The 20,897-nt window shown below is 33.8% G+C and carries 21 protein-coding genes; 15 read left to right on the forward strand and 6 right to left on the reverse strand.

Annotated features, from left to right (window positions below):
• Positions 1–7 precede the first annotated feature (7 nt).
• Together IX83_RS00160 and IX83_RS00170 are read left to right on the forward strand one after the other, a co-directional pair.
• Entirely contained in the window at positions 8–946 is a 939-nt protein-coding gene (locus IX83_RS00160; protein ID WP_236620611.1) for a pseudouridine synthase, read from the forward strand.
• Between the two features lie 360 nt (positions 947–1,306).
• A complete protein-coding gene (locus IX83_RS00170) occupies positions 1,307–3,421 on the forward strand; it encodes a UvrD-helicase domain-containing protein (protein WP_038497766.1) in 2,115 nt (704 codons plus the stop codon).
• Between the two features lie 458 nt (positions 3,422–3,879).
• On the opposite strand, the gene IX83_RS00175 is transcribed toward IX83_RS00170, so the two are convergent.
• Positions 3,880–4,650: a ferredoxin--NADP reductase gene (locus IX83_RS00175; protein ID WP_038497768.1), complete on the reverse strand. Its 771-nt coding sequence runs from the start codon at positions 4,648–4,650 to the stop codon at positions 3,880–3,882.
• 88 nt (positions 4,651–4,738) lie between these two features.
• Positions 4,739–5,722, reverse strand: coding sequence for a glycosyltransferase family 2 protein (locus IX83_RS08480; RefSeq protein ID WP_051918931.1), 984 nt, complete (start codon positions 5,720–5,722; stop codon positions 4,739–4,741).
• Positions 5,723–6,043: 321 nt separating this feature from the next.
• On the opposite strand from IX83_RS08480, the gene IX83_RS00185 reads away from it, so the two are divergent.
• Both IX83_RS00185 and IX83_RS00190 read left to right on the forward strand, forming a co-directional pair.
• On the forward strand, positions 6,044–6,856 hold the full coding sequence (locus tag IX83_RS00185) for a glycosyltransferase family 32 protein (RefSeq protein ID WP_038497771.1): 813 nt from the start codon (positions 6,044–6,046) through the stop codon (positions 6,854–6,856).
• 25 nt (positions 6,857–6,881) lie between these two features.
• Positions 6,882–7,328, forward strand: a complete 447-nt coding sequence (locus tag IX83_RS00190) for a CopD family copper resistance protein (protein WP_038497776.1) — start codon at positions 6,882–6,884, stop codon at positions 7,326–7,328.
• Between the two features lie 86 nt (positions 7,329–7,414).
• Here the strand turns inward: IX83_RS00190 and IX83_RS00195 are convergent, their stop codons facing one another.
• Positions 7,415–9,310 carry an acyltransferase family protein gene (locus tag IX83_RS00195; RefSeq protein ID WP_038497779.1) on the reverse strand — a complete coding sequence of 632 codons (1,896 nt, stop codon included), beginning with the start codon at positions 9,308–9,310 and terminating at the stop codon, positions 7,415–7,417.
• A 175-nt stretch (positions 9,311–9,485) separates the two neighbouring features.
• On the opposite strand from IX83_RS00195, the gene IX83_RS00200 reads away from it, so the two are divergent.
• The 10 genes from IX83_RS00200 to IX83_RS00250 all read left to right on the forward strand — a co-directional run bounded on the left by IX83_RS00200 (position 9,486) and on the right by IX83_RS00250 (position 18,695).
• The gene (locus IX83_RS00200) at positions 9,486–10,439 is read left to right on the forward strand and encodes an alpha-2,3-sialyltransferase (RefSeq protein WP_051918934.1); all 954 of its coding nucleotides are present in this window, start codon (positions 9,486–9,488) and stop codon (positions 10,437–10,439) included.
• Between the two features lie 98 nt (positions 10,440–10,537).
• Positions 10,538–11,320 (forward strand): glycosyltransferase family 25 protein, encoded by a 783-nt coding sequence (locus IX83_RS00205; protein WP_081888795.1) that lies wholly within the window; start codon positions 10,538–10,540, stop codon positions 11,318–11,320.
• A gap of 88 nt (positions 11,321–11,408) precedes the next feature.
• Positions 11,409–12,194, forward strand: a complete 786-nt coding sequence (locus IX83_RS00210) for a glycosyltransferase family 8 protein (protein WP_051918941.1) — start codon at positions 11,409–11,411, stop codon at positions 12,192–12,194.
• Positions 12,195–12,371: 177 nt separating this feature from the next.
• Positions 12,372–13,148 (forward strand): glycosyltransferase family 2 protein, encoded by a 777-nt coding sequence (locus tag IX83_RS00215; protein WP_038497782.1) that lies wholly within the window; start codon positions 12,372–12,374, stop codon positions 13,146–13,148.
• Between the two features lie 91 nt (positions 13,149–13,239).
• Entirely contained in the window at positions 13,240–13,992 is a 753-nt protein-coding gene (locus IX83_RS00220) for a glycosyltransferase family 2 protein (protein ID WP_158074697.1), read from the forward strand.
• A 203-nt stretch (positions 13,993–14,195) separates the two neighbouring features.
• Entirely contained in the window at positions 14,196–14,825 is a 630-nt protein-coding gene (locus IX83_RS00225) for a glycosyltransferase family 25 protein (RefSeq protein ID WP_038497787.1), read from the forward strand.
• A 212-nt stretch (positions 14,826–15,037) separates the two neighbouring features.
• The gene (locus tag IX83_RS00230; RefSeq protein WP_269077392.1) at positions 15,038–16,030 is read left to right on the forward strand and encodes a glycosyltransferase family 2 protein; all 993 of its coding nucleotides are present in this window, start codon (positions 15,038–15,040) and stop codon (positions 16,028–16,030) included.
• A 1-nt stretch (position 16,031) separates the two neighbouring features.
• Positions 16,032–16,781 (forward strand): alpha-2,3-sialyltransferase, encoded by a 750-nt coding sequence (locus IX83_RS00235; RefSeq protein ID WP_081888796.1) that lies wholly within the window; start codon positions 16,032–16,034, stop codon positions 16,779–16,781.
• 199 nt (positions 16,782–16,980) lie between these two features.
• Positions 16,981–17,973 (forward strand): glycosyltransferase family 8 protein, encoded by a 993-nt coding sequence (locus tag IX83_RS00245; RefSeq protein WP_051918944.1) that lies wholly within the window; start codon positions 16,981–16,983, stop codon positions 17,971–17,973.
• A 41-nt stretch (positions 17,974–18,014) separates the two neighbouring features.
• On the forward strand, positions 18,015–18,695 hold the full coding sequence (locus IX83_RS00250; RefSeq protein ID WP_038497796.1) for a glycosyltransferase family 25 protein: 681 nt from the start codon (positions 18,015–18,017) through the stop codon (positions 18,693–18,695).
• Between the two features lie 25 nt (positions 18,696–18,720).
• Here IX83_RS00250 and IX83_RS00255 read toward each other — a convergent pair whose 3' ends face one another.
• On the reverse strand, positions 18,721–19,161 hold the full coding sequence (locus IX83_RS00255; RefSeq protein ID WP_038497798.1) for a hypothetical protein: 441 nt from the start codon (positions 19,159–19,161) through the stop codon (positions 18,721–18,723).
• A gap of 2 nt (positions 19,162–19,163) precedes the next feature.
• Positions 19,164–19,418, reverse strand: a complete 255-nt coding sequence (locus tag IX83_RS00260; protein WP_038497801.1) for a class III extradiol ring-cleavage dioxygenase family protein — start codon at positions 19,416–19,418, stop codon at positions 19,164–19,166.
• Positions 19,419–19,757: 339 nt separating this feature from the next.
• Here IX83_RS00260 and IX83_RS00265 point away from each other — a divergent pair, with 339 nt between their 5' ends.
• Positions 19,758–20,207 carry a Panacea domain-containing protein gene (locus tag IX83_RS00265; protein ID WP_236620612.1) on the forward strand — a complete coding sequence of 150 codons (450 nt, stop codon included), beginning with the start codon at positions 19,758–19,760 and terminating at the stop codon, positions 20,205–20,207.
• A gap of 468 nt (positions 20,208–20,675) precedes the next feature.
• Here the strand turns inward: IX83_RS00265 and IX83_RS08995 are convergent, their stop codons facing one another.
• Positions 20,676–20,882: a hypothetical protein gene (locus tag IX83_RS08995; protein ID WP_143244849.1), complete on the reverse strand. Its 207-nt coding sequence runs from the start codon at positions 20,880–20,882 to the stop codon at positions 20,676–20,678.
• Positions 20,883–20,897: the final 15 nt, after the last annotated feature.

Genomic DNA, 20,897 nt, shown 5'->3' on the forward strand with positions numbered 1-20,897 from the left:
GGCATCAATGATGAAGAAGGGAGGCAAGCCAACGCCTCCCCTTCCTGTTAAAGATGGCATTGCACCCAGTCGGGTACGTTTAGTGCGAGGTGAATGGCCGAATCTTTACGCTTTCCTATGTTGGCGATTTGCTCACCTCGATTCTCGTTACATTCAAGAACAACTTGCCTCAGGTGCGATGGTCAATGACGAGGGAGAGCCTTTATCCGCAGATAGTCCATATCGCCCCGACTCTTGGATTTGGTACTATCGCAAAGTCCCTAATGAAGCTCCTAATCCGTTTGAATTAACGATTATTTACGAAGACGAACATCTAGTCGTTGTCGATAAACCGCATTTTATGGCCACGATTCCAGGCGGCAAATACCTTAAAGAAACCGCTGTGATTCGGTTAAGGGAAATGCTGAACAACCAAGAGATTAACCCTATTCATCGTTTAGATAGAGATACAGCAGGGTTGCTTTTATTTTCTAAAAAAGTAGAAGTTCGAGGCGTTTATCAAAGTTTATTTCAAACCAGAGACATTGAAAAAACCTATGAGTGCGTAGCCCCTTATCGTGCCGATTTAGCACTTCCTTTAACTTATCGCAGTTATTTGGCTCGAAGCGATCAATTTTTTGTGATGAAAGAATATGACCGTGAACCTAATAGCGAAACGCGTATTACTTTATTAAGCCATGCGAATGGACTGGGGCATTATTTATTGGAACCTGTTACGGGTAGAAAACATCAGCTAAGAGCCCATATGAATGCTTTAGGGGTGCCTATTTTAAATGATGAGTTTTATCCTACATTATTGCCTGCTCGTGAAGTGGGTGATTTTAGCCGTCCCTTGCAATTGCTGGCGCGATCAGTAAGATTTATCGATCCGTTGAGTCAAAAAGAACATGTTTTTGAAAGTCGTCTAACCTTAGAAATGGCGAAGCAGTGTTATCACGATCATTGAACGTCGTTAAGGGTGTCTGGTGGCGGATCGACGGGGTGGCCGTTGTTACGTGAGCAAAGAGGCGGTTGTTCAGTTAACAGATGTGCTGTGGTGGAGGTGGTGATAGAACTGTTTCGATCTACCGATCATTGCTGACGGGGATAAATGGCGAGACTGGCTATGTGAGGGATAAGGCGGTTGTTTAGTTAGTGAGTGCTTGATAGCGGATAGGGAATAGGTTGTGATAGAACATCGTTTGAAACATGTTGAGGTGATAGAGATGTCGAGGGGATAGTGAAGATGGGTGTTAAGATGGTCGTTTGGTGAAGATAAAACAGACAAGTGATTGAGACAGACAAAGGCTTTATATGGAGATGTGGGATGCGGGTAAATCGTTCATCTGAATTACAAGTGGATACATTATTAAAAGATAATCTTTTGGTGGAAGCTTGTGCAGGGGCTGGGAAAACCAGCTATATCGTGGATTTGGCAATTTATGAAGCGAAGTATGAACCTGCAGAGGATGCAAAAAGTTTGATTTTGACTTTTACACGATCAGCCAGAGAAGTCGCCAAACAATACATTAAAGATCGCGATGCAGAACATTTTCTTTTAGATGCCGATCTTCTGTCGTCATCCGCAAAAATTAAGGTGATGACACTGGATGAGATGGCTTATTCATTGTTGTCATTCTGGGGCGATGATTATCAATTATTGGACTTGGAAACCGTCATTGAACAGATTTTGCCCGATGTGATAGACGAATATGCTCAAGTGTTTAAAGAAGAACATATTGATTTACCTTTGTTAACACGTGAGAATCTTTATTTGATTTTTGAAGATATTTCTTTGTACCGACATTCCAAATCGTATCAGTTAGATTCGGCCGATGTTTATCAAACATTTCATTTTTCCTTGCCTTTTGTAGAAACGATATTTGCTTGCTATGAACAGTATCGTTCGCATTGGACGAATGGACAAGGACCAAAGGGCGTATTTGGATTTCGCACCGTACAAGAGTTGTGCTATGACCTATTGGTGATGAGTGAGTATGAACACACGATGCCACAAGCATGGCGTTATGCTCATATCATGATTGATGAATTTCATGATGTCACGCCATTGTACCTTGACGTGGTGACCTTGGTTGCTAATTTGATGGCGAATGACAGAGGGCGTTCTTGTCAGTTAGTGGCCGTGGGAGACCGTTTCCAAAGTTTGAATATATGGCGAACCCAAGACAGCACCTCTGTTTTTGAATTGTATAAAAACGCATATAATCCAGAAGTCGTGTATCTTGATAAAAGTTATCGTTACGGAAAGGCCATTGCTAAACGCGTTCAGAAGATTACAAACGACCAAAGAGGTACGCATTTAAACAGTCTTGAAGACCGCAGCGAGGTGCGTTTTGAGGTGACTTCAGCAGATAAACAATTACCGACTACGCTTATCGTTCAACATCGATCCGACTTGGTCTCTGCGGCCTTTTATATGTTGTCATTCCTGTCGCGAGTCAGTTTTAATTTTCATGAAATCTTTGCCGTGAGATTGATTAATCAGTTTTATATCCAGGTATTTGGGACCTCCGCGTTTGATGGAAAAATATACCAAACACTAGGTGATTGGCAAGAAATGATGAGGCGTGATGAGTCTGAGAAAAAAGACGAGTTGATAAGAAGCCATGATGTATATGTGAGTGATGTAGCTGTTGTCGCAGGGCGTGGTGAAGCGAGTACGGTTGGACAGTTTTGTGAAGATTCGGTGGATGTGAACGGATGGGATAATAAGATAGGGATAGAACCGTCTGATGTCGTGGACCGTGGTGAAGACGGCGGAAAGCGACTAGGTGAAGAAAGCGACTATCCTTCTTGTGTAACAGACGAAGCACCTCAACATCACGACATGATGCATACCCAAAGATCGGGTGATGAGCAGGATAGCAGTGTTTATGAAGCTGCTTACACGGATGATAATGTTCAACACTCTTATGAACACAATAAACGAGAAGTGATAAGGTCAAATGATAATGAGTGGACAACATGGGAAAATCGTTCGACTTCTGCTAAAAATCAATTGAACGAACACTTTTTGAGAATGATGCGAGAAGCGGTATTGGTTTGGATGTCTCCCGATGAGACACCTATCTTGACCATCATGGATGATTTTGAACAAAAAACCGATTGGCTATCATTCGTTTCGATAGGCGAACAAAACTCTTGGAATGCCCTAAAACACTATATCCAAAGCACAGAACCGAATTTAACTTATCGTGAGTGGCCAAACTTTCATCAACGTTTGATCACTAGAAATGGACGTTCGAAATGGAAACTGGATACAGTGCTTAATGCAAAAGGAAAGGAATTTAATCGTGTCGTCGTTTACGATGTGAATAAAGAGGGCGATGATTTCGCACATCATAGCTTAGTTTCACAAAATGAATGTTACGTGGCGATGACCCGAGCAAAACAAACCCTTATTTTGTTGAGTTTGGGGTGATTGGTAAAAAATTACCTTCACCACTTGAGCAGTGTGATTGAGAACGTATTTGATTCACTTGTTTGGAAAAATAAGATTGATAAGAGATGATGGATGGTGGGGAGTGAAAGGTCGAGGAGGCTAAGGACGCTTTACCATATATACCGTCAAGATCGATGAGTGAATTTTTTGAGAGATAGAGTAGGGGGCTTTTACGCCAGCTTCATAATAATTCTTAGTGATTGGTGGATGAATGAATCCTTTTGAAGTGTGAGAGGTTAATGTAAACCTAGTATCATTCAAGAATGAAGTTAGCCGTTAGCTATCGCGGGGTTGCACTAGAAAAGAGGAGCATTGCTGCCAGTATCCCCAATTTAAAAACGGTATTTGAATAACTTGATATAGGTTTGATAGATACAAAAAACTCTCACAGTTTTTACAACCGTGAGAGTAACGTTTTTAAATACAGGAAATAAGGATTAGTCCACAAAAGCACGTTCAATCACATAGGTGCCCGGTGTGCTTGTATTGCCTTCAATAAACCCGCGTTTATCTAACATCACACGTAAATCTGCCAAAAGACCTGGGCTACCACAAATCATGACACGATCTTCAGTAGGATTCATCACAGGTACGCCTAGATCTTTGAACAATTTTTCATTTTCAATCAGATCCGTAATGCGACCTTGATTTTCAAAGGGTTCACGCGTAACTGTTGGGTAGTATTTTAGTTGAGATGCAATCATCTCGCCTAAATATTCATGATGAGGGAGTTCTTTAGTGATGTAGTCACGATAAGCCAATTCAGCCACTTGGCGAACTCCGTGTACTAAAATCACTTCGTCAAACTTCTCGTAAACATCTGGAGAACGAATCAAACTCATGAACGGTGCAAGACCTGTACCCGTGGCCAAAAGATACAAACGTTTTCCAGGAAGCAAGTAATCAGCCACTAACGTTCCTGTGGGCTTACGGCCGATAATAATACTATCACCTGGCTGAATATGCTGAAGACGTGACGTTAAGGGACCATCAGGCACTTTAATACTTAAAAACTCCAAATGCTCCTCATAATTCGGGCTAGCAATACTGTATGCTCGCAACAAAGGCTTACCATCTACAGGCAAACCGATCATCGTAAACTGACCATCAATAAAGCGAAGAGCTTGATCTCGAGTCGTGGTAAAACTAAACAAACGATCTGTCCAATGATGAACAGTTAATACTTTTCCTTCCAAGAAAGCTGACATAGTCAAACCCTTTTAATATCAAAACTCTTATATTTTAGCCTATTCAAAGGATTTTTGCAGATTCGGTAAGGTAGGGGGAGATGAATGGTTATACTTTTTGAAAGTAAGATAATAAGGCCAAGGTATGGCCTTTTATGCCTCCAATGACATGTCGATAATACATTGAACGGATGTGTTTGAGCTTTATGCGACGTTTTGTTTTGTAGATTTTACGTAAAATGTAAGGAGGGGTTCTGTTGAAAACGAAAAAATAATCTTTTTGCAACAATATGTGCTTTTGTATAAAAATTTTGATAATAAACTCTTCGTTATCAGAAAGTTTTGTTAAATGAGAGATAGTGATATTTTTTTGTTTTCTCGTCTCTCTTAAATACTCTTCACTTTTTTTGGGAATATATCGATAGAAATAAAATGGCGTAAAATTCATTGCTATTTTCTGACAAGAAATAAGATAAGCTATGGTTAATAATAAATCTTCGCTGATATAGTATCTATCTGTAATTTTTCCAATTCTATGGTAAGTGGATAGTAATAATGAACGTTTGTAGACCTTGCCTGCAATAAACCATGGGAAGAATTGTCTAATAATGTAAGATCCTAAAATCTGTTCTAAACTAAATGCTTTCTGGCGATAAGTAAATTCTTTTTTATATTGATTTTTGAAAATGTTATTTTTTTGTGGCTCTGTTTGTTCTTCTTTCTCTATAAAAATCGAATTGCATAAAAAGTCGGGTTGTGTGGTTGACCATTGATTATGAATATTAGTGAGTGCATAAGGATAAAAATAATCATCACCATCTAAAAAGGTGATGAGTTCTACATCCTCTGAAGTCGCCAATACTCCTTGATAGCGAGCATTCCAAGTGCCCGTGTTCTTTCCTAAATCGATGACTTTGATGATATCTGGATGTTTTAACGCATACTGTTGAGCAATGGACAAAGTATCATCACTGCTACCGTCATCCACAATGATGAGCTCGAAGTTCTTATAATCTTGACTAATTACAGAGTCAATTGCTTGTGATAAATAAGGGGCCACATTGTAGGCGGCAATGATAATTGCGAATTTCATGGTGAATAAGGTAAAAAGTGAGTAATTTTATTATAACGAGATTATAAGAGAAATGATTTTTGCTTTGTTATGTATATTTAAAATTGTATTTTTTATAAGTGGATATGGATAATGTAATGGGTACAAAAATTCGTGTATAAATGAGAGTCTCTGTTAAAGACATTGAAAATAAGATACTGCCTTGAAGTAAATATTTGTGTGATTAGAAAAACAAATATTGTAAGACGATTGTTTATTATCGGATAAAACGTTGCTTAACCAATTAAATTGCCATTATCAGGCCTAAATTCGTATAATAAAGGCAATGACAATAGGTGAAAAATGAAATTTTACAAACCCGTTAAACACGAAAAATTAATCTTAGCAAGTCGTGCGATTACTCGTTTTATAGGACATATTGTTAAATATCTTTGTTATATTTTTCATTTCCTATTTCCGAAAAAGCGTTTTACGATTCCTTTTTACAGTCCTGCAAAAATAAAGAAAACACAGGATCAAAAGATTCCTCGTATTATTTGGCAAACGAATTATACTAATAAAGTATCATTGCCCGTTTATTGCAACTACTTAGTTAATCGTTTCTTCTCTCAAGATTATGAATATCGTTATATGGGACATGAAGAACGCGAAAAGTATATTAAGGAAAAAGCAGATGAAGTCACCTTTAAAGCTTTTGATCAGATTGCCGATGGTGCTGCACAAGCAGATTTCTGGCGTTTATTCGTTCTATATACTGAAGGCGGTGTTTATCTAGATATCGATGCACAACTCGCTTGGAATTTATCTGCTATTATTGGTGAAGAGGATAAAGAAGTTTTTATTACACGACGCGATCACTACAATAATTTCTTTATGGCAAGTGCTCCTGGTAATCCTTTATTAAAGGATGTACTCGATCGCATCATTCTAAATATTCAAGACAAAGAAAATAATAAGAAAATGGGTGTTTATGGTTTAACTGGACCCACAGTTCTGAATGCTGTATTGAACCCAAAAGAAGAAGCTATTACGGTTCGGCGTGATAGCTTAACTTGCAGTCAAGGAACCTTTACAAACGAACATTTTCAATATATTGATAAGAAAAGAAGTAAATGGACTTATAAATCACCTGATGAAATTTTCAAAAAAGACTAATTTAATCGTATAAGAGTATCTATTTATGAACTATTACGCTTTTGCCCAAACACTTCACCTTTATGCAGCCATTATGTTTGTCGGTACGGTGTTCTTTGAAGTACTGATTATGGAAGGTGTACGAAAGCGTGTTAGCGTAGAGTTTATGCGTGATATGGAAAAAGTCTTGGGTAAACGTATTCGTGAGATTATTCCTTTTGCCTTGTTAGTATTGTACGGCTCTGGGTTAGCAATGATTGCATTACGCTACACTGATGTACTCCATCATCCATTTCAGTCTAGTTTTGGGACGCTTTTACTGATAAAGATCATTCTAGCAACCAGTGTATTTGGACACTTTTTAACAGCAATGATCTTAATTAAACGTCATCGTCTTAATAAATTTAGAAATCACGTGATTCATACCAGCGTCTTTATTCATGTGTTATTAATTGTTTTCTTAGCTAAGGGAATGTTTTTTATTCATTTGTAATTACAAAAAATCATATTTAGGACAGTTGAAGTTTATTTATCATAGCAATAATGATTTAACTCATTTGAATTTTTAACCTAGTTTCGTTATTTATCCTCTCTGAGACGAAGTTTCTTAATTAACGTTTCTGAGAATAAATATCTATTTTTATGAAAATTAATTGCTGTCGATTTTGAACCAAAAGCAGTAAGGTGATCTTGATCCAAATATACTGATTGACCATCAATAAATAAATCTCTGGGTACATATCTATCAATGTCAATGTAATGTACATTTGGAATATCTTTTATTTGCTCAAATATTCGCTTATTACTTTCTGCAGTAAATGTATAACGTGAAATATCGGGTAGTATAAAATTTAATCCCCTATTCATGGCTCGTTGATAACGTACAGCATACTGGGTTAATGTACTAACATCCCCAAACATATAAACCTGTTTTCCTTGCTCAGAAAGATATTGAACCAAATATCTAAATTTTTGATAAAAATGTTTATCTATCAGTCTACGCGGATGTTCTCTAGCAATATAGTAATCTCCAGAAAATCTATCATAGTAAAAACTTAAAATCACAACATCATACTTATTAAGTCTATCTAGAACACTTTGACAATTAAATTTAGTTATTAAATTTCCATTTTTATCGAATGGAAAGCGACACTCTTCAAATGAATTAGTGTTAAAAATATGAAACGCCCAGCCTTCTTGTTCTGCTAAATACGACATAAAAGGAAATAAATGAGTTGCATGTGAATCCCCATAAAGCAATATTTTGGCTTTATCGTTATTTCCCATTTCTACTTTATAAATTTCTTCTCTTAAATAAGAGTGCTCAGACTTTCTTTGCGTTGACAAATAAAATCCTAAAGATAAAACAATAATACTAGGAATTAAATATATGTATATAAATGCATTTTTAAATGTTAATCGTAATGCTCTTATTGGTTTTTCTATTAAAAAATAACTTATTGTCGAAAATAAAAATGTTCCAATAAGAATAAAATAAAATGCATGGCTATTAAATGAAATACCTAGACCCGCTCCAAATGAGTAAGTAACAATACTAATGATCGCCCAATGCCATAAATACAAAGAGAAAGATACTTTCCCAATCGCGACTAAGAAAGGATTAGATAGAACCCGTCCAAGAAAACTAATATCACGAGAAAATAAAAGAATAACGGCGGTTAGTAAACAAGGAATGATCGATATAGCTATGGACCATGTCATTACTTCTTGAGTAATGAATATAAAACACAATACTAGTCCAAAGAATGCAAGAAGTGCTACCCCCCCCCCCCCGTTTATACTAGGTTTTAAGGCATATTTCATCAAATAAGTATGCTGTGAAACAATCGCTATAATAGCTCCAATTAGAATTTCAAAAAATCTTAATTGAGATAAAAAATAAGCATTCGGATGCTTGGAAAAGATGCTCCATAAAAAACTAGTTAAAAACAAAAATAGACATAACCATAATAAATATTTAGTTGTTTTAAATAGTTTATAAGCAATAACAATTAAAAATGGAAATAAAAAATAAAATTGTTCTTCAATCGCCAATGACCAGTAATGTAAATAAGGGTTTGAATGTGAATCAAGATCAAAATAACCCGTTTTTTTAGACAGGTAAAAATTAGTAAGAAACTGATATGTATAATCACTTGTCTTTTTTACCCGTATAAAATCGTCTTTATCAAATAAAAAATAAGTAGCAATTAATACTAATAACACTATAAGTAGTGACATTGGATAAATTCGTTTTATCCGTCTAGCATAAAAATCCGAAAAACTAAATTTTCCTTGAAGTAAATGTTCAATGATAATTTGAGTAATAAGAAAGCCCGAAACTACAAAAAATACATCAACACCAAGGAACCCTCCCGGCAACCAATTTGAATTCAAATGAAAGATGAATACCGACAAAACGGCAATCGCCCTTAACCCATCTATTTCTGGCCGATATTTAATGATATTTTTCATAAATTTTAAATTTATTCATTTTAATATTTATAAGTTATATACTATAACACTTATCTCATTGAAATTTTACTAACAATATATAGTACTTTCATTCTCACTCTTTTACTTTTATTTCAATAGAGAATGCAGAAAGTCATAGGTTTTAATAGCTTTATAGCTAACTAGGGGTAAAAATATGACAGATACATTATTAGCAAGAACAAAAAAAATCCACAGAACAAGCGACAATGTTATTATTTGTGGCAATGGTCCAAGCTTAAAAGCAATTGACTATGATAGATTACCTGCAGATTATGATGTATTCAGATGCAATCAATTTTATTTTGAAGATAGTTATTTTATAGGTAAAAAAATTAAAGCCGCCTTTTTTATTCCAAGCGTTCTGATGCACCAGTATATAACGATGCAGAAATTAATAGAAAATGGAGAATATGAGATAGAAAACATTATCGTTTCTCGCTTTAATAACCCCTTCGTTGAAAATGAACAACAGGAAAAAGAAATTGCCTATTTAGTAGATGTGATTGATGGATATGAAGCGTTCCTGTCTCATTATTTAGATGTGGATGCTTTACTGCGTCGTTATGAATTATTTGAAAATAAAAGAATTACATCTGGCATTTATATGATTATTGCAGCGATGGCCTGTGGATATAAAAATATTTATATTGCAGGCATTGATTTTTATCAAGATGGCTTGTATGCATTTGATACGGCGAAAACAAATATTTTAAATCTTTGTCCAAATATTGATAAAAAAGAGGGGAAAGGACAAGTTCATTCCTTAAATTTCGATATAAACATGATTCAATATTTACGTGCTCATTATGATATTAATCTGTTCAGCCTTTGCCCAGATAGTTGCCTATCTCGACATATCCCATTGAGTTTTAATAAAAATCATATGGGGGGGGGTGTATGCAAATTTAATATAGAGGCAAAAACTGGAGAATGGACAAAAGATATTATTACTGTTCCAAGACATATCAGATGGAAAATAAAACAACTGTTTGATAGCGATCTAAAGAATAGTAAAAATAATATATACAATAATTTTTATTATAAAATTATCATGGATCTTGTTCGATTTCCTAAATTATTTAAAAAGCATAAAAATAGAAAAAAATAGTGGGCGGTAAGAAGTATATAAGATTTGCTTTCATAAACTGTAGTACCTTTGTTAAAAAAGTATAATATCACTGATGATAATTGATTATAAGTCTATGATTGCAAATACCCCCCCCCCCGCATACACATGAGTCGCAACTCATTAATATTTTTATAATTAATCTTGAACGTTCTGTAGATCGTCGGGACATCATTATTCAAAAATTTAAAGAACTAAATATAGAAGTAGAATTTACTTTTTTCTCTGCCATAGATGGAAAAAACAACCCGGACCATTTTTTATTTAAAAAATATAATCATATTAAACGTCTTTTAAGAAAAAAACGCTCTATGACTACAAGTCAGTTAGGCTGTTATGCTAGTCATTATTCATTGTGGGAAAAATGTTGCAAATTAAATAAACCCATTATTATTTTGGAAGATGATATTGAGATATTAAGCTCTTTCACTAAAGTCTATCAATATCTCTCATCAAAAGAGAATATATACGAATTCTTATGGCTGGGAAAACCTTACAACGATAAATATTTAAAACACCATCATGTTATTGATACAACAGATTCTGGGATTGAAATAATAAAATGTCATACAGGATGGGGAAATGCTCTTGCTTACTATATAACGCCTATTGCAGCAAAAAAATTTTTAGATGGTTCTAAAGAATGGATTTATAATTTAGATGTCTATATGGAACGATATTGGGAGCATAAAGTACCATTTTCAGCAATTATCCCTTTATGTTTTCAAGTTAACTCTCAAGGATTGGCTTCTAACATTGATTTTTCAAAAGGTAAAAGAAGTATATTTTTTACGTTTACTCGAGAATGGTTTGAAGCAAAAGATAAAGTAACGAAATGGTTTTTTGATTTATTTCATCAATAGCGAATCAACTCTAGACAATAACTACCAGAATTAATCGAAATAAAGTATTATAAAAACTCAATTCATGTACAAAGTAGGATAAAAGGTGATGAACATCGTATTCGCTTCCGATAATAATTACGTAAATTATTTATCGATTTGCTTGTGTAGCATACTAGAAAACAATAAACACCACGCTATTAATTTTTATATATTGAGTCAAGGCATCAGTGAGGATGGCCAACGTCAATTAATGCGTGTAGTGAATGCGTATCCTGATAAGACGATTACCTTTATTCCAATTCCTATGGAAAAGTTTGTTGACTTTCCTATTACGATTGATTACATCTCTTTAGTCACTTATGCTCGTTTAGCCTTGGTTGATATTTTTGATTGGGGAGATGTAAACAAGCTTATTTACTTGGATATCGATATTTTGGTTAATGGTGATTTAGGTCCATTGTGGAATATTGATTTAGGCGATCACGCGATAGGAGCTTGTTTGGATTCTTTTGTTGAATTTGAAATTCAACAAGATCAACATAAAGAAAAACTGGGGTTACGCTCGGATCATATTTATTTTAACGCAGGGGTATTGTTAATTAATCTGAAAAAATGGCAAGAGATGAATGTTTTTAATCAAGCCATTCAGATATTAAAAGAAAAGAAAAACTTACTTCGATTCCAAGATCAGGACTTGTTAAACATAATTTTTAAAGATAGTCTTTATGTGATTAATCCTAGATTTAATTTTATGCCAAACATTAAACGTAGAATAAAAGATTATAAAAAGAAAAAAATAGACCATCTTAGTTCTTACGAACATGTAACGATGCCAATATCGATATTATGCAAAACTAGCAAAAGTTTCATTACAAACAGCTCAAACTTTTAAAGAGCGATGCAAATATTTTCTAAGAAGAAACATGAATTCATTAAAAGACTATTTTTATGGATTTCGATGATATTATTTTGTAGGCATCTTACTTAATTATATGAATTTGTAATTTTTCAACATTCTAAATTAAAATTTTGGTATACGATAAGCGTATTGCCAAAAAAGGAAATATTTGTGAATCATCCAACTTTAGCCGTAGCATTGATTGTAAAAAATGAAGCGACACATTTAGCAGATTGCTTGAATTGTGTTAAAGACTGGGTTGATGAGATAGTCATTCTTGACTCGGGTAGCACAGATGCTACTGAACAGATTGCCAAGCAATTTGGTGCTAAGTTTTTTGTACATACTGATTGGCAAGGCTTCGGTAAACAGCGTCAATTAGCACAACAGTATGTTGCTTCAGAATGGGTATTATGGTTAGATGCGGATGAAAGAGTGACACCAGAACTCAAAGAACATATTATTCATATCATCCATCATGCTGACACAAAAACAGTTTATGAACTAAACCGACTGAGCATCGTATTTGGTAAGGAAATACGCCATAGTGGGTGGTATCCTGAGTATGTATTGCGCTTATTTCGTACTCAAGAGGCGGAATATAACGATGCTTTGGTACATGAAAAAGTAGAGATTCCTGATGGATTTGAAGTAAAAAAAACGAATGGAAATCTCTTACATTATACCTATGATGATTTGCATGAGTATTTGGTAAAATCAGCTTTCTATGCCAAACTATGGGCAGAACAAAAATCATTAGAAGGTAAAAAAGCAGGTATTTTTTCTGCTATTACTCATGGCTTGGGAAGGTTTTTTAAGATGTACTTCATTAAAGCTGGTTTTTTAGATGGTAAGGTGGGGTTTGTATTGGCAGTGTTATTTGCACAATCAACTTTTTCAAAATATATCTATCTATGGCTTAAAAATAAGGAAAAACAAGAAAGTTAAAAGGATATTTGTACCATTCTTAGATTATAGACATGGTCGTATTGAAAGTTTTTTAGACTATAATGATGGATTATATTTTCGGCACGGGTTTATGATGAAAATTACATTGGCAATTCCTACGTACAATCGATTATCTTTCATTAAGAGAGCAGCTGAGTCTTTAAAACAATCTACAGATATTAGCAAAATAAATGTTAGAGTTTATGATGATTGTAGTACGGAATTTTCTGTTGATGAGTTGAAAAATCTTTTACCTTTTGCCAAAGAAATTATTGTTAGAAATAAAAATTTAGGGGCGGACAACAACACCCGTCTAATGTACGAAGACTTTCTTAAAACAGAAGATGATATTCTGGTTAATGGAGACTCAGATTTAATCTATCGTCCTGGTTGGGTGGAGAAAATTCAAGAATTATTGCCAAAAACAGATGGTTTATTATCAATATATAATTCGAACTCTCATGAGTTCATAGATAATAATTTTGAACATGGAATGGGAATCAAAAAAGATGTAGGAGCGGCAGGGTGTGTCTTGTCCAGAAGGTTAGTTGAATATATTGTAAGTCACACTAATCAATGCACTAAAAATTTTGATTGGGTATTCCCGAAACTTTTGCAGGAAAATAATGTAAGATTATTTTGTACCGTTGAAAGTTATGTTCAACATATTGGTATCACAAGAGGTTCTAATCAAATAGGATTAATGCATGCTATCGATTATGGACATCATTTTTTGGCAGGTAGCGAAGTTAATCAAAAAATTATTTCTGATTTGATATTAGAGTTAAATGCAACTCAAAAGGCTGAAACGACGTTTTGGGTGAATTTTAGTGAGAGAGCTTAATAAAAAAATCGCAGTATGTTTTTTTGTGGTTGCGTCTAATGGTTAAGGTTGGAAATTGGTAAGGTATTAAAGTTATTGCCTTGAATTTCAAAAAAAATATTAAAAAACAAGATGTTAAATTTACATTGTATAACTTAGTAAAGTTTATTGATATGTGATATACTCTAAAGATAATAAAATAAAATTTAGGAGAAATATTTTGATTGCCCCCCCCCTTATCACTTCCGCAAATATTTGTTATTAGTCTAAAAAATTCATCTCGCAGAGAAGTAATAAAGAGTCGGTTAGATGTATTAAATATATCTTTTTCTTTTTTTGATGCAGTAAATGGTCGAGATTTGACAAAAGAAGATTTGGGTAAAGTGGATTATTCTTTTACAGTAAAAGAGTTTCATGTAAAAAAACCTCTGACATTGGGCGAGATTGGTTGCGCCATGAGTCATATTCATCTCTATGAACATATGGTAAAGAATAGTATCGCAGAGGCGATTATTTTTGAAGATGATGCTATTGTTCCACATGAGTTTAAAAAAATTATTAGCACGGCATTAGCAAAAGTTCCTAGAAGAAAAGAGATTGTTTTTTTGGCACATGGAAAAGGCAATATTTGGCCAGTTAAAAGGAAACTTCCCGAACGTTATTCTTTAGTTCGTTATAGAGTGCCTTCTAAAAATTCTTTGAGATTCATAACAAAGACATCGGCGTATTACATTACCTTGGATGGAGCTAAAAAATTATTAAAACACGCTTATCCTATTAGGATGCCTTCTGACTTTTTAACAGGTCTTTTGCAAAGAAATAAATTAAATGCATATGGTATCGAGCCAGCATGAACTCAATCTGAAATTAATTCCGTAGAGCAGAGAAAAGAATAGTTTTTTATGTTTGAATGTTCTTAATGAATTAATGAAAGGATGTGGAGATTAAAGTAATAAAAAAAGATTTAATAACGCATAGAAAATGTCTTATTAATTTGAATAAAAAAGAAGTAAAAAATTTAATTTGGATGTATGATTAGACCTATTTAAATAATAAGTATTGGAGTTTGTTTATATTATGCGTACCCCCCCCCCCATTCATATCGGTCATTATGCCGGCGTACAACGTTGAAAAATATATTGAAAAATCTATCAGAGCCGTGCTTGCGCAAACTTATCGGCATTTTGAATTAATTGTTATTGATGATGGTTCAAAAGACAATACTGGTAAAATTATCCAAAAATTGGCACTAGAAGACTCTCGTATTAAATTCATTGAAAATAAAAATAATAAAGGAATTGTGTGTACATTAAATATGGTAGTATCACAAGTAAAAGGTGATTATATTGCTCGAATGGATGCTGATGATATGGCTTATCCATTCTGGTTAGATACTATTGTATCTTGGATGGAGGAAAAACTGGACGTATTGATATGTGGTAGTGCAATGAAAGTTCATGCTGTAAATTCAATTTTGGAGGTACCTGAAACAAATTTAGATATTACTAGAAAATTTTTTATTAATTGCCCAATGTTGCATCCAACTGTCTTAATTCGACCTAAGGTGTTTAAAGAATTTGGTTTGAAATATGATGATTATAAACATGCTGAAGATTATAAATTATGGTTTGAAATTTCAAAGAAAGGAAAATTAGCTAATCTTAGTATGCCATTAGTAGAATATAGGGTGCATGATACCCAAGTATCACGGACTTATTCTAATGAACAAAGAAACACAGCTAATAGAATTCGTAAAGAAGTCTGGGCTTATTATTTGCCAATTCTTTATCCATCATTGAAAATAGAACTTAATTTAACTTTTGATGATGCTAGAAAACTATATGATTATTTTCGTCCAATATATTCACAGATGGAGGTTAAAGAAAAAGAATTTATACAAGAAATTATTTATATGTACTACATGTCGTTAATTCAGTATCGGTGGGTAGATTTGTTAAAATTCATTAAAATGTCACCTAAAGAAATACTTTCTAGACGTCAAGTCAAGAAAATCATTAAGAAATTTATTCGTTCACAGAAATATAAGCCTTTTTTGTAATATGGTTGTTAAGCAAGAGAAAAAAATTCATAGAACCAGCGATAATGTCGTTATTTGTGGCAATGGCCCTAGTTTAAAGGCCATTGATTATGATCGATTGCCTGAAGATTATGACGTGTTCAGATGTAATCAATTTTATTTTGAAGATAGTTATTTTATAGGTAAAAAAGTTAAAGCAGCTTTTTTTACGCCACATGTTCTATGGAATCAGTATTTAACCGTACAAAAATTAATTAAAAATAAAGAATATGATATTGAGCATATTGTCGTTTCTTTATTTAATAATCCTCTAGTTGAATCAAAAACATTAAAGGAAGAAATTTCATATTTGGTGGATGTTATTGATGGTTACAATGATTTTTTGTCTCGCTATCTAGATATAGATGCCATGTTAAGACGTTATGAACTATTTGAAAACAAAAGAATTACATCTGGCATTTATATGGTTATTGCAGCGATGGCCTGTGGATATAAAAATATTTATATTGCAGGTATTGATTTTTATCAAGATGGTTTATATGCATTTGATACGGCGAAAACAAATATTTTAAATCTTTATCCAAACATCGATAAAAAAGAAGGAAAAGGGCAAATGCATTCTTTAAATTTTGATATGCAAATCATCCAATACTTGCGAGATCGTTACGATATTAATCTTTACAGTATTTGTCCTGATAGTTATTTGGCTCAACATATCCCTTTAAATGCTAATAAAAATCATATGGGGGGGGTATGTGCAAATTTAATATAGAGGAAAAGACAGGAGACTGGACAAAAGATATTATGTTATTGTCTGCAGACGTTAAATGGCGAATTAGAGAGTTATCTGACAACAATAGAGAAGTTAAAGAGCTCAAAAATAATAATATATATCAGAATATTTATTACAAGTTGATTGTGGATTTGGTGAGGTTTCCACGTCTATATAAGCAATATATAAAAAAGAGGTAATGCAAGAATCAAAAAGGCATGTTAAAAGTACAAATTTGGGATGTAATGTAATGAACATCGTATTCGCTTCTGATAATAATTACGTAAATTATTTATCGATTTGTTTGTGTAGCATACTAGAAAACAATAAACACCATACCATTAATTTTTATATATTGAGCCATGAGATTAGCGAAGATAGCCAACGTCAATTAATGCGTGTGGTCAATGCATATCCTGATAAGACGATTATGTTTATTCCTATTCCCATGGAAAAGTTCTCTAATTTTCCTATTACGATCGATTACATCTCTTTAGTAACCTATGCTCGTTTAGCCTTAGTTGATATATTTGATTGGGGGAGGGTAGACAAACTTATTTATTTGGATATCGATATTTTAGTCAACGGTGATTTAGGTCCATTGTGGAATATTGAGTTAGCCGATCATGCTTTGGGGGCTTGTTTGGATTCTTTTGTTGAATTTGAAATTCAACAAGATCAACATAAAGAAAAACTGGGGTTATGCTCGGATCATATTTATTTTAACGCAGGGGTATTATTAATTAATCTGAAAAAATGGCAAGAGATAAATGTTTTTAATCAAGCCATTCTGATATTAAAAGAAAAGAAAGACTTACTTAGATTCCAAGATCAAGACTTGTTAAACATAATTTTTAAAGATAGTCTTTATGTGATTAATCCTAGATTTAATTTTATGTTTGCATTGTTTAAGCGTTTAAAACAATTGAATGCTAAAGAAATAGATGCATTAAATACTCATGAAGAAGTAAAGAACCCTATTGTTATTTATCATTATTGTGGGAAAAGAAAACCATGGAATATTGAAGTAGGGAAAAAAGATTTATATGAAATAAAAGCTTCTTTGTATCAGCGTTATGCAGAAAAAATAGGGATGCTGAAATTTTGTAATAATACAAGAACCAGTATTTTGAAAAAAATAAAAATATGGATGAAATCTATTAAAATTTATTTTTTATTGGGGATTAGATAACTAAATGAATCTTTAAATGCTGATGTTTATGGAGTGTTCTTGTGATTACCCCCCCCCTACCACAACTATTTGTTATTAGTCTAAAAAACTCATCTCGCAGAGAAGTAATAAAGAGTCGATTAGATGCATTAAATATATCTTTTTCATTTTTTGATGCAGTAAATGGTAAGGCATTAACTGAAGATGAATTATCTCAAGTGGATTTTTCGTTTTATACCAATGAAATAAAATCAAAGAAACCGCTAACTTTAGGTGAGGTTGGTTGTGCCATGAGTCACATTAACCTTTATGAATACATAGTAAAGAACGGTATTGCAGAAGCGATTATCTTTGAAGATGATGCTATTGTTCCGCATGAGTTTAAAAAAATTATAAGCACAGCATTAGCAAAAGTCCCTAAAAGAAAAGAGATTGTTTTTTTTGCACATGGAAAAGGCAATATTTGGCCTGTTAAAAAGAAACTCCCTGAGCGTTACTATTTGGTTCGTTATAGAATACCTTCTAGAAATTCATTGAGGTTTATAACAAATACGTCAGCCTATTATATTACTTTGGAAGGTGCGAAAAAGCTGTTAAAACAGGCTTATCCAATTAGGATGCCAGCAGATTATTTAACAGGCCTTTTACAAAGAAATAAATTAAAAGCATATGGTATCGAGCCGTCATGTGTTTTTTCAGGGGTTCAGTCTGAAATTGACAATATGGAAAAAAGAATAAGGTGATATCTTTCCCCCATATTTATTACAATCAATCAAACACCAATTGATCCAACCCTAAGTGGTGCATGATTTCACGTATAAAAACAAGCAATACCACAGACAAATGATGGCGTAATAGTGGCACAAACTGGTCGTGTGGGTGTTCGATACTCATCGCAACATTATTGAACGCTTGTTCTACTTGTTCACGAGTAAGCTGTTTGAGGTTATCCACGTCCATCACCGTTTTAAACAAATTTAATCCCTCTGCACTTTGGTTGAGCAACGTGTTTGCATGGACGTGTTTGAGTTCGGTCATGTGTGTTTCGAGGAACTCTTCAATTTCATAGATCAATGTTTCAATCTCGAAGAATGAGGCACTGGGCTGTTTTAGATGGTAATACAGAGGTTTTAAATCGAGTCTTAAATTAAGGCTTTCTGCTTTGATCATCAAAACATCTTGTTGTACATTCAATGTAATCGGTTTCATGTTCAACTCCACAAAAAACTGGTCATGGACAAAGAGGCCATTTCGTAGTGACGGTTAAAGATATGCAACTTATCTGTTTGAGCAGACGCACCTAAGCAGTAGATCAATGGATAAAAATGTTCTGGTGTGGGAGCGGCATAAGAAGCCAAAGGATGTTGGCGATAATGCAATAGCTCCTCGATATGTTGCGTGAGGGTATCATTCTGAATCGCATGCATGGGGCTGCCATGTCCGATAAATAATACAGGTGCTTTCATATGCTTTCCTTTATTTAAAACACTATCATAATGATCGCTTGCTTAAAAATAAAGTCAAAAAACTGAAAACAATTTTTAGTAAAGTTAAAGAATCAAAGTGGTAGAGGGATGATAATTGAATACAATAGTGATGGTTGGTGAGTGGTGTGTTAGAACGAGTGAAAAACGGTTTCTGTTGTCGTTGTGTCAAGGTCTTCAATATAAATACGGATTTACTTTAATCACTCCCTATGATAAGGTAGATAGTGTCTCGTACGTTTTATTAATCAGCTAAGGGTTGAAGGAATTAAAGCTTAAAAAGTTAGTCTTATAAGTGGTGCTTTTTTACGATGAGGGGGAATGATGTTAACTTGTTATGATGTGGCTAAGTATTTTTTGTCATTATGTAACGATGACGAAAGTGGCGATTTGATTTCTAATTTAAAAATCCAAAAACTAGTGTATTACGCACAAGGATTTTCTTTGGCTATCCATAACAAACCTCTTTTTCAAGAAAAAATTCAAGCTTGGATGCATGGTCCAGTGGTTCCCGATTTATACAATAAATATAAAAAATATGAAAATGGGGCTTTACCTACTACGGATTTAAATATAGATTTCGATAAATTTTCTGTTGAAGAGAAAAAACTACTTGATGATGTTTATGATGTCTACGGTCAGTTTTCTGCTTGGAAGTTAAGAAATATGACTCATGACGAAATGCCATGGAAAAGTACCTATCAGCTAGGTAAAAGTAATGAAATTTCTAATGAAGTGTTAAAAGAATATTTTCTTACCTTAACTGAGTGATAATGGTCAAAATAAAGAAAAATTACTCGATAATTCAAAGTAAAGGCAAGGTGGGTTTGTCTAAAGCAAGTTTGTCGAATGTTGAAAATAACGATAAAAATCACCTATCTTTTCTTTTTATCAAATGGGAAGACATTATTGTTTAGATGCTTGTGAAGGTGAAGAGAAAATTGCTCTTTTAGAAACACTTCATAAATTAAGTCAACGCACATGGCAGGAATTAAGAAACTCCAATAGACATGGTCTAGGAACTGAAAAGATAGCGTATACTGCCATTAAAGGATGTCCTGTACCAGATTTTATTGTTGAGCAAAATATCCCGTTACTGGCTTTTAGATTTCATGAAAAAAAGCCGATGGTCGGGTATAGGGAGAATCAAATATTCCATATACTTTGGTTAGATAGAAATTTTACTTTATATAAACACTGAGACCCATGCTCGGTAAATCGTTATAGTCGTTCTCTTGTCTAGATTCCCCGCTTCATAATATCAAAGATTTTTTTGTGAAGATTGTCTAGAAATTTAAACCATTCTCGTCTGATGCGAATGGCAAGGGTTCGATTTGATCCGCCTTTATCGTAGGGAATATCGGTATCGTTGATGTGAGGATGGTAAGTAATACAAAAGGGCATCAGTGCAAGGTAAGGGACGTTATGTTCCCAATAACGACTCATTACAATATCTACTTC

The organism is Basilea psittacipulmonis DSM 24701, from assembly GCF_000743945.1.
Classification (GTDB): Bacteria; Pseudomonadota; Gammaproteobacteria; order Burkholderiales; family Burkholderiaceae_B; genus Basilea; species Basilea psittacipulmonis.

What these genes read in the sequence shown, in the direction of transcription:
- IX83_RS00265 (WP_236620612.1), top strand. Translation starts at nt 19,758, where the DNA reads ATGATGTTAACTTGTTATGATGTGGCTAAGTATTTTTTGTCATTATGT.
- IX83_RS00160 (WP_236620611.1), top strand. Translation starts at nt 8, where the DNA reads ATGATGAAGAAGGGAGGCAAGCCAACGCCTCCCCTTCCTGTTAAAGAT.
- IX83_RS08995 (WP_143244849.1), bottom strand. Translation starts at nt 20,882, where the DNA reads ATGAGTCGTTATTGGGAACATAACGTCCCTTACCTTGCACTGATGCCC.
- IX83_RS00220 (WP_158074697.1), top strand. Translation starts at nt 13,240, where the DNA reads ATGATGAAAATTACATTGGCAATTCCTACGTACAATCGATTATCTTTC.
- IX83_RS00245 (WP_051918944.1), top strand. Translation starts at nt 16,981, where the DNA reads ATGCAAGAATCAAAAAGGCATGTTAAAAGTACAAATTTGGGATGTAAT.
- IX83_RS00255 (WP_038497798.1), bottom strand. Translation starts at nt 19,161, where the DNA reads ATGAAACCGATTACATTGAATGTACAACAAGATGTTTTGATGATCAAA.
- IX83_RS00195 (WP_038497779.1), bottom strand. Translation starts at nt 9,310, where the DNA reads ATGAAAAATATCATTAAATATCGGCCAGAAATAGATGGGTTAAGGGCG.
- IX83_RS00190 (WP_038497776.1), top strand. Translation starts at nt 6,882, where the DNA reads ATGAACTATTACGCTTTTGCCCAAACACTTCACCTTTATGCAGCCATT.
- IX83_RS00260 (WP_038497801.1), bottom strand. Translation starts at nt 19,418, where the DNA reads ATGAAAGCACCTGTATTATTTATCGGACATGGCAGCCCCATGCATGCG.
- IX83_RS00210 (WP_051918941.1), top strand. Translation starts at nt 11,409, where the DNA reads ATGAACATCGTATTCGCTTCCGATAATAATTACGTAAATTATTTATCG.
- IX83_RS00185 (WP_038497771.1), top strand. Translation starts at nt 6,044, where the DNA reads ATGAAATTTTACAAACCCGTTAAACACGAAAAATTAATCTTAGCAAGT.
- IX83_RS00200 (WP_051918934.1), top strand. Translation starts at nt 9,486, where the DNA reads ATGACAGATACATTATTAGCAAGAACAAAAAAAATCCACAGAACAAGC.
- IX83_RS08480 (WP_051918931.1), bottom strand. Translation starts at nt 5,722, where the DNA reads ATGAAATTCGCAATTATCATTGCCGCCTACAATGTGGCCCCTTATTTA.
- IX83_RS00235 (WP_081888796.1), top strand. Translation starts at nt 16,032, where the DNA reads ATGGTTGTTAAGCAAGAGAAAAAAATTCATAGAACCAGCGATAATGTC.
- IX83_RS00175 (WP_038497768.1), bottom strand. Translation starts at nt 4,650, where the DNA reads ATGTCAGCTTTCTTGGAAGGAAAAGTATTAACTGTTCATCATTGGACA.
- IX83_RS00170 (WP_038497766.1), top strand. Translation starts at nt 1,307, where the DNA reads ATGCGGGTAAATCGTTCATCTGAATTACAAGTGGATACATTATTAAAA.